This window comes from Agromyces sp. NBRC 114283, from assembly GCF_030268405.1.
In the GTDB taxonomy this organism is placed as follows: Bacteria; Actinomycetota; Actinomycetes; order Actinomycetales; family Microbacteriaceae; genus Agromyces; species Agromyces mediolanus.
This window is the reverse complement of record NZ_BSQP01000001.1, coordinates 2,110,845-2,122,544: the sequence shown is the minus strand read 5'-3', so window position 1 is coordinate 2,122,544 and position 11,700 is coordinate 2,110,845. Positions and strand designations below refer to the sequence as shown.

Genomic DNA, 11,700 nt, shown 5'->3' with positions numbered 1-11,700 from the left:
CGTTCGGAGGGTGACGTTCCGCCTCGCCGCCGACCGCATCCCCGTGACCGGGCTCACCCCGGCCGTGCCAGACCCGCGCTGGCATCCGAAGGCGTTCGAGGGCGAGGTGGTGCCGTTCGGGGCGACGGTCTTCCGGGAAGGGCACGACCTCGTGGGGGCGCTCCTCGTGCTCACCGCGCCGAGCGGGCGCGTCCTGCGCCGACGGATGCGGACCGCCGGGCCGGGCACCGACCGCTGGACCGCCGAGGTGCAGCTCGACGAGACCGGCCGCTGGCACTGGCACGTTACCGGCTTCGACGACGAGATCGGCACCTGGCGGCACGATGCCGCCGTGAAGATCGACGCGGGCGTCGACGTGGCCCTCATGTACGAGCTCGGCGCCCGGCTCCTCGACCGCGCGGCAGCCGAGCGGGAGCGACCGGCCGCCGCCCGACGGGCGATCGCCGCGCTCGCAGCCCGGCTGCGCGATCCGCAGCTCGATCCCGCGGAGCGCCGCGGTCTCATCGACGACGCGGCCCTCGCGGAGTTCGAGCTGCGACCGCTCAGCCGCCTCGCGGGCGACTCCCCCGAGCGCGAGCTGCTCGTGGAACGCCGCCGGGCCGGGGTCGGCAGCTGGTACGAGTTCTTCCCCCGCTCGGAGGGCGCGAAGCGGAACGCCGACGGCAGCTGGAGGTCGGGCACCTTCCGCACCGCGGTGAAACGCCTCGACGGCATCGCGGCGATGGGATTCAACGTCGTCTACCTCCCGCCGATCCATCCGATCGGGGTCACGAACCGCAAGGGGCGCAACAACACCCTCGACCCCGGGCCGCACGACCCCGGCTCGCCCTGGGCGATCGGCGGACCGCTCGCCGACGGCACCCCGGGCGGGCACGACGCGATTCACCCCGATCTCGGCACGCTCGCCGACTTCCGCCGCTTCGTGCGCGAGGCCGCCGCGCGCGGCATCGAGGTCGCCCTCGACCTCGCCCTGCAGGCCTCCCCGGACCACCCCTGGGTCGCGGAGCACCCGGAGTGGTTCACCGTGCTGCCCGACGGCACCATCCGCTACGCCGAGAACCCGCCGAAGAAGTACCAGGACATCTACCCGGTGAACTTCGACGACGACCCGGAGGGCCTCTTCGCCGAGGTCCTGCGGATCGTGCGCCACTGGATCGCCCAGGGCATCCGCATCTTCCGCGTCGACAACCCGCACACCAAACCGCTCGCGTTCTGGGAGCGACTGATCGCCACGGTGAACGCCGAGGAGCCCGACGTCGTCTTCCTCGCCGAGGCGTTCACCCGGCCGGCCATGCTGCAGGCGCTCGCCATGGCGGGGTTCCAGCAGTCCTACACGTACTTCACCTGGCGGAACACGAAGGAGGAGCTCGAGGAGTTCCTGCTCGGCCTCGCCCGGGACACGGCCGACTTCCTGCGGCCGAACCTCTTCGTGAACACCCCCGACATCCTCACCGAATACCTGCAGTTCGGCGGCCCGGCGGCCTTCACCGTCCGGGCGACGATCGCCGCGACCGCCGCCCCCACGTGGGGCGTGTACTCGGGCTTCGAGCTCTTCGAGTCCGTCGCCCGTCCCGGCGCGGAAGAGGCCATCGACAACGAGAAGTACGAGTACAAGCCCCGGGACTTCGCGCTCGCCGAGTCGGAGGGCCGCTCGCTCGCGCTCTACCTCGGCATCCTGAACCGCATCCGAGCCGAGCACCCCGCACTCGGCCAGCTCCGCAACCTGCACGTGCACCGCAGCGACGACGAGGCCGTCCTCGTGTACTCGAAGCGGCTCGCCGCCGAGTTCACCGGCACCGGAGCGGACGACACGCTGATCGTCGTCGCGAACGTCGACCCGCACTCCGTGCGCGAGACGACCGTGCACCTCGAGCTCGACGCGCTCGGCCTGCCGCCGGGCAGCACGTTCGACGTCGAGGACCTCGTGACGGGACAGCACTGGGAGTGGGGCGCGGACGCCTACGTGCGGCTCGACGCGTTCACCCGGCCGGCGCACGTCCTGCACGTGCGACCACGAGTCGCGGATGCCTCGGAGAGGATCGCCCATGATTGACCCCGTCCCGCACGAGCTCCTGACCGCCGTCGCCGAGGGTCGCTCGGCCGACCCGCACGCCGTGCTCGGCCAGCACGGCGGCGAGACGCCCGGTGCTGCGCGCACCCTGATCCGGGCGCGCCGGCCGCTCGCAGACTCCGTGGACGCGCTCCTCGACGACGGCCGGGTCATCCCGCTCCGTCATCTCGGCGAGGGGATCTGGTCGGGCGGCGACGACGGCGCGCCGAGCGGGTATCTCCTCCGCGCCCGGTACGCCGACGGCAGCGAGTGGACCGCCGACGACCCGTACCGCTTCGAGCCCACCATCGGCGAACTCGACCTGCACCTCATCGGCGAAGGGCGGCACGAGGAGCTCTGGCGCGCGCTCGGCGCCCACCTCCGCAGCCACCACGGCACCGGGGCGACCGTCACCGGGACCGCATTCACGGTGTGGGCGCCGAGGGCGCGCGCCGTGCGCGTCGTCGGCGACTTCAACCGCTGGGACGGGCGGGGGCACGCCATGCGCAGCATGGGCGCGAGCGGCGTCTGGGAGCTGTTCGTCCCGGGCGTCGAGGCCGGCGCACGGTACAAGTTCGAGCTGCTCACCGCGGACGGCAGCTGGATCATGAAGGCCGACCCTATGGCCAGGCAGGCCGAGCACGCCCCGGCGACGGCCTCGGTGGTCTCGACGAGCGAGCACCGCTGGGGCGACGCCGCGTGGCTCGCCGAGCGGGCCGCGCACTCGGTCCACGAACGCCCGATGAGCATCTACGAGCTCCACCTCGGCTCGTGGCGCCCCGGGCGCGGCTACCGCGACGTCGCCGACGAGCTCATCGAGTACCTCGACTGGCTCGGCTACACCCACGTCGAGTTCCTGCCGCTCGCCGAGCACCCCTTCGGCGGGTCCTGGGGGTACCAGGTCACGGGCTACTACGCAGCCACGAGTCGCTTCGGCACGCCCGACGACCTCAGGTACCTCATCGACCGGCTGCATCAGGCCGGCATCGGCGTCATCATGGACTGGGTCCCAGGCCACTTCCCGAAGGACGAGTGGGCCCTCGCCCGCTTCGACGGCGAACCCCTCTACGAGCACGCCGACCCGCGGCGCGGCGAGCAGCTCGACTGGGGCACGCTCGTCTTCGACTACGGGAATCCGCGGGTGCGGAACTTCCTGGTCGCCAACGCGCTGTTCTGGCTCGAGGAGTTCCACGTGGACGGGCTGCGGGTCGACGCGGTCGCCTCGATGCTGTACCTGGACTACTCGCGCGCCGAGGGCGAATGGCTCCCGAATGAGCACGGCGGCCGCGAGCACCTGGAGGCGATCGCGTTCCTCCAGGAGGCGACGGCGACCGCGTACAAGCGGAACGCGGGCATCGTGATGATCGCCGAGGAGTCGACGGCGTGGCCTGGCGTCACCGCGCCGACCTCCTCAGGCGGGCTCGGCTTCGGCTACAAGTGGAACATGGGCTGGATGCACGACACGCTCCAGTACGTCGCCCGCGATCCGCTGTACCGGGCGCACCACCACCACGAGCTCACCTTCTCGTTCCAGTACGCGTTCAGCGAGCACTACGTGCTGCCGATCAGCCACGACGAGGTCGTGCACGGCAAGGGCTCCCTCGTGCGCAAGATGCCGGGTGACCACTGGCAGCAGCTCGCCACCACGCGCGCCTACCTGGCCTTCATGTGGGCGCACCCCGGCAAGCAGCTCCTGTTCATGGGGCAGGAGTTCGGCCAGCTCTCCGAGTGGAGCGAGGAGCGCGGGCTCGACTGGTGGATCCTCGACCAGCCCTCGCACCGCCAGCTCGCCGAGTTCGTGGCACGACTGAACCGCGTCTACCGCGAGTTGCCGTCGCTCTGGCAGCTCGACGACGACGCGGGCGGCTTCGAGTGGGTCGACGGGGGCGCAGCGGCCGAGAACGTGGTCGCGTTCCTCCGCTACGACCGGGAGCGCACTCCCCTGCTCTGCGTGGTCAACTTCGCCGGCCGGCCGCACGAGGGGTTCCGGCTCGGACTGCCCGCAGCCGGCCGCTGGGTCGAGGTGCTGAACTCGGACGCGCTGGAGTTCGGCGGCTCCGGCGTCGGGAATCTGGGCGCGGTCGAGGCGGTCGAAACGCCCTGGGCGGGACGGCCCGCGTCGGCCGCCGTCACGCTGCCGCCGCTCGGCGCGCTCTGGTTCCGCTTGGAGGGGTGACCCGCGGGTTCGGCCGCGCGGCGCGCGCTCAGTACAGCAGGCTCGCGAGCCTGCGGCGTGCAACGGCCACTCGCGGGTCCTCGGTGCCGACGACCTCGAACAGCTCCACGAGACGCTCGCGCACGGCCGCCTTGCCCTCCGGGTCGAGCGTCGGGAACAGGCTCAGCAGCCGGTCGAAGGCGTCGTCGATGTGCCCCCCGGAGAGGTCGAGGTCGGCGACGGCGAGCTGCGCGTCGAGATCGCCCGGGGCGGATGCCGCGGCGTTCCGGATCTCGTCGAGACTCTTGCCCTGCAGGCGCCCGAGCAGGCGCACCTGGGCCAGCCCGGCGACCGCGAGCTGGTCGCGCGGGTCCTGCGCCATCGCCGTGCGGTACGCGGTCTCGGCGGCCGCGTAGTCACCGCGCTCGATGGCGTCGTACGCCTCCTGGTGGAGCGGCGGCAGCGGGGCCTCGACCGGCTCGGCCGGCTCGTCTCCAGCCGTCCCGCCGGGATCGATCCGACCGTCGGCACCGTGCTGCGCGCCGAGCTCGAGGAGCTGATCGAACAGCTGCTCGATGACCTCGTCGGGCTGCGAGCCCGCGAAGAGCGGCACCGGCTGCCCGGCGACGAGGGCGACGACGGTCGGCACGGACTGCGCCTGCAGCGCCTGCACGAGCTGGGGGCTCCGCTCCGCGTCGACGGCGGCGAGCAGCAGCCGGCCGTCGCGAGCGCGCACCAGTCGGGCGATCCGGTCGACGAGCTCGATGGAGGGCTCGCTGAACCCGGCCCACAGGACCGTGACCACCGGGACCGTCTTGCTCTGCTCGAGCACCCGGCCGAAGCTCTGGTCGTCGGCCTCGACGATCAGCGGATCGGAGCCTCCACCTGCCGCGCCCGTGCCGTCGGCCGACGGCTGAGGGCGCTGCGCGAGCGAGGAGAGGTCGACCGCTCCGCGCAGGCCGATCGGGTCGTTCGAGTTCGTCATTGGACCTCCGAGGCGCTGACGAGGCTCTCGGACCAGCCGAGGAGCCGAATGGGTTCATCCGTGCCGACGGCCGGCACGTAGAAGAGCAGCTGCAGATCGCGGGTGGACTGCACGCCCTTCGCGCTCTGCTCGGTGAAGCCAGACAGCGCGCGAGCGGGCGTGTCCTCCTTGAAGCCGGTCGTGCCGCCGTCGTTCGGCCGCGACTGCTCGGTGCGGCGCACGAGCGTCGAGACGAGCGCGCCCGCGTCGTTCGTCGCGAGCGCGACGACGGGGGCGTCGCCGGCGACGGCGGAGACGCTCAGCGTGATGGTCGGGTTCGCGCCCTGGACCTCGTTCGCCCGCGCGGTCGCGTTGAGCGTGTCGTCCAGGTCGGTGCCCTCGAGGTCGAACAGCGGTGCGTACTCGCTCTCGGCCCCCTTCATCAGGATGTCGGCGAACGCGGTCGAGACCTGCGACGGTGCGAGCGAGAGGCCCTTGTACTCGGGCGCGATGATCGGCGCGCCGATCGACGCGGGCGCGACGTCGGGGAACTCCGGCCCCGGCACGAGCGACATCGTGTACAGCACGTGGTACTGGTCGCGCGGCGAATCCTGCTGGAGCACGAGCGCCGTCGGGGCGACCGCGGCGTCGTCGGAGGACTCCATGACCGTCAGCACGGTACGCGGCCATCCGGTCGTCGGATCGGCGCTGGTCTGCTGCGGGAGCATCACGGACAGCGGACCCGGCGGGATGGCGAGCACCTGCGTCTGATCGGGCAGGGTGCCGCGGATCGTGTAGTCGGCCGCCCGTGCCTCGAGGGCAGGGCCCGTGAAGCGGGTCTCGAGCTCGTCGCTCGCCCGCGCCTCGTCGTTGGCGACGGTGAACTCCGAGATCGTGCGCATGATGCGCTCCATCTGCGGCTCGGTGACCGCGGGCACGGTGGCCTCGGTGGGCTCGCCCTCGGCGGGCGCCTCGCTCTCGGTCGGACCGGGCGTCGCGGTCGCCTCCTCGCTGGGCGCCGGCTGCTCGAAGCTCGGCCAGTAGTCGGACGAGCACGCGGAGAGCGCGAGCGCGGGCACCAGCACGAGCGGGGCGAGGAGCGCCCGACGGCCGCGGCCGAGCGCCTGCGACTGCTCGGCCTGACTCGGCGCAGGGCGGCGGCGGAGACCGCGCGGCCCCTTGGGGAGGTTGCGCCGCGGGCCGCGCGAGCGGCGGTGGTGGCGGATGCCGAGGAGGAGCAGCACCAGGCCGACGAGGAACATGACGCTGCCCCCGACGAGCAGGGGACCCGCCCAGGGGGTGGAGTTGTCGAGCGGCCAGGCGACGGCGAGCCGGTCGGGCACCGCGTCCTCCGAACCGGAGGCCACGATCACGGAGATGCCCTCGGGTGCCGCGATCGTGGTCGTGACACGGCCGTCGCCCGTGAACTGGTCCAGCCAGAGGTCGGATCCGGCGGGCGAGACGGTCGCCGTGTCGGCCTCCGTCCCGGGCGTCTCCGGCGTCGCCGGCTCCACCGCGCCGGCCACCGGCGGCTCCTCGGTCGGGGTGTCCGTCATCCCGTCGACCCGCTCGCTCACGAGCTCGTCGGTCTCGGCGTCGTAGCCGATGGTCACGTGGTCGCTCGCGCGCACCCATGCCTCCACGTCGGACGAGCGCCCGTAGGCGAGGAAGACCGAACCGTCGCCGGCGGCGCTGAGCGTCTGCTTGCCGGGGTGCGCGGCGAGCGCGTCGGGCTCGATCACGACGTAGTCGACCGACTCGTCGACGGTCGCCGTGAGCGACACCCGGGCAGGCTCGAGGAAGACCGTGCGCTGGGCGATGCCCAGCCCGATCAGCACGGCGGCAGCGACGAACGCCACGATGGCGAGGACGAATCGCACGGAGGACCTCCAGGGGCAAAGACATTCCACACTACCCAGCGCGCCTGAGCGTCTCCTAACCGCCAGCTGAAGACGAAATCCCCGGCTGCGCCTCCTACCCGTACAATCGGAGGCGATTCCCGCGCGCCTTTTCGCCGACGCGGGACCGACACGGAGGAAGAATGGCCGTCGAAGAGACCGAGTTCACCCAGGTGTTCCGCGGATACGACAAGGACGAAGTCGACAAGGCGATCAACGGCCTGCGTCGCGACATCATCGCCGCGAACACCCAGTCGGCCGAGGCGTCGAAGGAGAACAAGCGACTCCTCGCCCGGATCGAAGAGCTCACGGCCGAACTCGAAGAGGTCGGCAGCCCCACCTTCTCCGGCCTCGGCACCAAGCTCGAGAACACGCTGCGCGTCGCCGAGGAGCAGTCCACCCGGCTGATCGCCCAGGCCGACATCGACGCCGAGAAGCTCCGCCGCGCCGCCGAGGACGAAGTGCACGTCCTGAAGTCCGACGCCAAGGAGCTCGCCGAGCGGAGCGTCTCCGAGGCGCGTGCCCAGGCCAGCCGCCTGCTCGAGAACGCCCGCGCCGAGGCCGACGACATGGTCGCTCGCGCGCACGAGACGAGCGAGCAGCTGCGTCAGGAGGCCGCCCGTGACGCCGCCGCCATCCGCAGCTCGGCCTCGACCGAGACGGCAGAGCTCCGGGCGAGTGCGAAGCGCGAGGCCGCCGCGACCCTCTCCGAGGCGGAGCGGCGCGCGTCCGAGCTGCTCGCGGAGGCGCACGCCGAGGCGAACGAGGCGAAGACCACGGCCGCGGGGCTCGCGCAGGAGACCGAGCAGACTCGCGCCGAGGTCGCGGTCGAGCTCGACCGCGCCAGGGCCGAGCTCGCGAAGGAGAGCGAGCAGGTCCGTCTGGACCTGGCCGCCGAGACCGAGCAGTCACGACTCGACCTCGCCCGCGAGAGCGACGAGGCGCGCGCCGCCGTGGCCGCCGAGGCCGCCGAGAAGCGCACCGCCCTCGGGCACGAGCTCGAGCAGGCCCGCGCCGACCTCGCCCGTGAGCTCGCCGCCGGTCGCGAGGAGCTCGAGCTCGCCCGCGAGCAGGCCGCCATCGATCGCGCCCGCGAAGCCGAGGCCGCGAAGCAGAAGCTCGCCCACGAGCTCGAGCGGATCCGGGCGAAGCACGCCGCGGAGCTCGAGCAGATGCGGGCCGACCTCGCCCTCGAGCAGGAGCAGGCCCGAGCGGACTTCGAGGCCGAGGCGGAGCAGGCCCGCATCGACCTCGACAACCAGCTCACCTCGATGCGCAAGAAGACGACGCACGAGGTGAACCGGAAGACCCGCGAGATCGAGCAGGCCCGCATCGACCTCGAGACCGAGCTCGCGACGAAGCGCGACGAAGCCGAGCAGGAGCTGCTCGCCGCCCACCAGCAGGGCGTCGCCGAGACCAAGAAGTTCCTCGACGAGGCGAACGCCGAGCTCGCCGACGCCGTCGCGCGGACCGCCGCGAGCCGGGCCGAGGTCGAGCGGCTCGAAACCGAGGTCCGCGCCGAGATCGCCGAGCTCCGCACCCGTGCGGAGGACGAGGCCCACTCCCGCGTGCAAGCCGCCCACGACCAAGCCCGCAAGCTCATCGCAGACGCCGAGGAGCGCACCCGCGCCCTCGTCGCCGACGCCGAGGACCGGCTCTCGCAGATCCGCATCGAGCGCGACGCCGTCGCCGGATACTTCGAGAGCCTCCGCGGGGTCCTGACCCAGGCGGAGCAGGTCGCCGCGGACACCAAGTAGCGAGGGCGGGGCTGCACCCGGCATGAAGATCCAGAACGCGTTCCGGGTCGGGCTCGTCGGCACGCTCGGCGTCGGCGTCGGGCTGCTGATCCTGATGTCGCTCGCGAGCCTCTCGACGATCCTCACCTATGTCGGGGCGGCCCTCTTCCTCGCCCTCGGGCTCGAGCCGGCGATCGCCTGGCTCGAGCGGCGGGGTCTCCCCCGCTGGAGTTCCATCGTCGTCGTCATGGCGGGTGTCGCGGCACTCGTCGCCGCGCTGCTCCTCGCGGTCATCCCGATCATCGTCGAACAGGTCGGCCAGCTCGTGCAGCGGGTGCCGCTGCTGGTCGCCAATCTGAACTCGACCGAATGGGTGTCCGGCACGCTCGAGTCGCTGCAGGAGCAGTTCCCGCTCCTGAACGTCCAGGAGATCTGGGACAGCGTCTCAAAGGGCGTCGTCGACTTCGTGAGCGACCCCGACAAGATCAGCGAGCTCGCGGGCGGCGTCTGGCAGGTCGCCGTCGCCCTCGGATCCGGCCTCTTCGCCGTCATCATCGTGGTCATCCTCACGCTCTACTTCACGGCGTCGCTGAACACCATGAAGCGCGGGATCTACCAGCTCGTGCCCGCCTCGCGCCGCGCCCGCTTCGCCGACCTCACGGAGCAGATCACCCAGTCGGTCGGACGCTACGTCATCGGCCAGGTCTCGCTCGCAGCCATCAACGGCATGGCGAGCTTCGTCTTCCTCTCGGTGATCCAGGCGCCGTTCTCCGCGGTGCTCGCCTTCGTCGCGTTCGCGTTCTCGCTCGTCCCGCTCGTCGGCACGCTGACCGGTTCGATCCTGATCGTGCTGGTCTGCCTCATCCCGGGGCTGGGTTCGCCGCTCACCGCGCTCGTCGCCGCGGTCTACTACGTCGTCTACATGCAGGTCGAGGCATACGTGCTGAGCCCACGCATCATGAATCGGGCCGTCAAGGTACCCGCCGCGCTCGTGGTGGTCGCGGCGCTCGCAGGCGGTGCGCTCCTCGGCGTGCTGGGCGCCCTGGTCGCCATCCCCATCGCCGCGTCGCTCCTGCTCATCATCAAGCAGGTCGTCATTCCCCGCCAGAACGAGCGCTGAGGCGCGCAGCCGCGGGTCAGGCGCTCGTGAGCGGCCAGCTCGTAGGCAACGGCGCGGCCGCGGGGTTCACCACCGCGACGATCTCGTCGAGGACGCGCCTGGTCTGCGTCTCGCCGACCCACAGGTGCCGACCGCCCGCGACGTCGATCCGCTCGAGCCGCGGCACGCCGGCGAACCTGGTCGCCGCCTCGGCGGGTCGCAGGTAGTCGTCGAACTCCGGAATGAGCGCGACGAGGCGCGGGGCGGCGTCCTGCCAGCGCCGCAGTTCGGCGTCGCTCGTCCGGTGCAACGGCGGCGACAGCAGGATGGCGCCGTCGATGCGATGCTCCAGGCCGTACTTGAGGGCGAGCTCGGTGCCGAACGACCAGCCGAGCAGCCACGGGTGCGGGAGGTTCCGCGCCTCAACGAAGTCCATCGCCGCGGCGACGTCCGCCCGCTCGGCATCCCCTTCGCCGAACGCGCCGTCGCTCGTTCCTCGCGGGGACGTCGTCCCCCGGGTGTTGAAGCGCAGGACGGCGAGATCCGCGAGGGCCGGAAGCCTGGCCGCCGCCTTCCGCAGGATGTGCGAGTCCATGAAGCCGCCGGCGGTGGGCAGCGGATGCAGCGTGACGAGCGTCGCGACCGGCGGGCGGCCCTCGGGCACGGCGAGTTCGCCGACGAGCCGGAGGCCGTCGCTCGTGATCAGCTCGATCAGTTCTCTGACCGCGGGGAGTTCGATGCCCGCGCGGATCTCCACCGGGGCGGTCTCGGCCGAGTCGTGCTGCGTCATGTGCCCGCCTTCCAGCAGTGGGTGTGCCAGTGCCGGCGTGCGGAGAGGTCCGCCGCATCGCCGAGCACTCCGTCCGCCCGCCACGCCACGAGGTGGGCGGTGCCCGGTGCGATCTGCTGACCGCAGCCGGGGCAGGCGTACGCCTTCTGCGCCTGCGCTTCTGAGACCGGCTGGACGTTCCACTCGCGGCCGCGCCGGGTCTCGCTCCGACGCCAGCCCGAGGTCAGTCGTTCGACGTCGAGCTCCTGGTGCGGCTCGCGTGCGCGCGCGGCCCGCCCACGGGAGCGGTGCGAGGGTGCCATGCGAACCAGTCTATGGCGAGGTGGCGAGGGCGCCTGCCGGACGGCGGCGCCGGCGTCAATACCAGCCGGCGGACTCGGAGTGGGCCCACGCGCCGCACGGCGAGCTGTAGCGGCCCTGGATGTATCCGAGGCCCCATTCGATCTGGGTGGCGGCGTTCGTCTCCCAGTCGTCGCCCGCGCTGGCCATCTTCGAACCGGGCAGCGCCTGGGGGATGCCGTACGCCCCGCTCGAACTATTGTGGGCGTTCACCCGCCAGCCCGACTCGCGATTCCACAGCGCGACGAGGCAGTCGAACTCCCCGGAACCCCAGCCGCGTGCGGCGACCGCGCCGGCGGCGTACTCCTGGGCCGACCCCGGATCCGGAGTGACCGCGGGCGGCGCCCAGGCGACGGCTGCGGGCGCCTCGACGATGGGCTCGGGCTTCTTCTCGACCGCGTAGTCCTCTCGACCCACCGAGAGCGTGTACTCGCCCGCGAGATCGAGGTCCTGCACCGCTCGTCCGTCGAAGCGGTCGCCGGCCGCGGCGAACTCGACACCGGACGCCGTGGCGCGCGCGTCGACGGTCGGGTCGACGAGGTTGACGAGGACGATGCCGATGCTCGCCGCCGAGGCGAAGCCCACGGTCAGCGCCTGCTTCAGCCTGGAGCGCACGGCGGAACTCGAGCGCGGCGCTGCGGGCGCCGATGCCACGACCGCGCCGCTCGC

General features: G+C 72.2%; 9 protein-coding genes. 4 read left to right on the top strand and 5 right to left on the bottom strand.

The window, feature by feature from the left end:
• Nucleotides 1-10 precede the first annotated feature (10 nt).
• Nucleotides 11-2,053: a maltotransferase domain-containing protein gene (locus QSJ60_RS10245; protein WP_285463544.1), complete on the top strand. Its 2,043-nt coding sequence runs from the start codon at nt 11-13 to the stop codon at nt 2,051-2,053.
• Complete coding sequence (gene glgB / locus QSJ60_RS10240) at nt 2,046-4,226, top strand: 1,4-alpha-glucan branching protein GlgB (protein WP_285463543.1); 2,181 nt, start codon at nt 2,046-2,048, stop codon at nt 4,224-4,226. Before QSJ60_RS10245 ends, glgB begins: the two co-directional genes overlap by 8 nt.
• Before the next feature lie 28 nt (nt 4,227-4,254).
• On the opposite strand, the gene QSJ60_RS10235 is transcribed toward glgB, so the two are convergent.
• A complete protein-coding gene (locus QSJ60_RS10235) occupies nt 4,255-5,190 on the bottom strand; it encodes a tetratricopeptide repeat protein (RefSeq protein WP_285463542.1) in 936 nt (311 codons plus the stop codon).
• Nucleotides 5,187-7,049, bottom strand: coding sequence for a DUF8094 domain-containing protein (locus QSJ60_RS10230; protein WP_285463541.1), 1,863 nt, complete (start codon nt 7,047-7,049; stop codon nt 5,187-5,189). The genes QSJ60_RS10235 and QSJ60_RS10230 overlap by 4 nt, the downstream gene beginning before the upstream one ends.
• A 161-nt stretch (nt 7,050-7,210) precedes the next feature.
• Between QSJ60_RS10230 and QSJ60_RS10225 the strand changes: the two genes are divergently transcribed.
• Together QSJ60_RS10225 and QSJ60_RS10220 are read left to right on the top strand one after the other, a co-directional pair.
• Entirely contained in the window at nt 7,211-8,824 is a 1,614-nt protein-coding gene (locus QSJ60_RS10225; RefSeq protein ID WP_285463540.1) for a DivIVA domain-containing protein, read from the top strand.
• A gap of 22 nt (nt 8,825-8,846) precedes the next feature.
• Complete coding sequence (locus QSJ60_RS10220; protein ID WP_285463539.1) at nt 8,847-9,923, top strand: AI-2E family transporter; 1,077 nt, start codon at nt 8,847-8,849, stop codon at nt 9,921-9,923.
• Nucleotides 9,924-9,939: 16 nt separating this feature from the next.
• On the opposite strand, the gene QSJ60_RS10215 is transcribed toward QSJ60_RS10220, so the two are convergent.
• Genes QSJ60_RS10215 through QSJ60_RS10205 form a run of 3 tightly spaced genes read right to left on the bottom strand, consistent with a single transcriptional unit; the run spans nt 9,940 to nt 11,646 of the window.
• On the bottom strand, nt 9,940-10,692 hold the full coding sequence (locus tag QSJ60_RS10215; protein WP_285463538.1) for an alpha/beta hydrolase: 753 nt from the start codon (nt 10,690-10,692) through the stop codon (nt 9,940-9,942).
• Nucleotides 10,689-10,994: an Rv1322 family protein gene (locus tag QSJ60_RS10210; RefSeq protein ID WP_189084805.1), complete on the bottom strand. Its 306-nt coding sequence runs from the start codon at nt 10,992-10,994 to the stop codon at nt 10,689-10,691. Before QSJ60_RS10210 ends, QSJ60_RS10215 begins: the two co-directional genes overlap by 4 nt.
• Before the next feature lie 55 nt (nt 10,995-11,049).
• Complete coding sequence (locus QSJ60_RS10205; protein ID WP_285463537.1) at nt 11,050-11,646, bottom strand: aggregation-promoting factor C-terminal-like domain-containing protein; 597 nt, start codon at nt 11,644-11,646, stop codon at nt 11,050-11,052.
• Nucleotides 11,647-11,700: the final 54 nt, after the last annotated feature.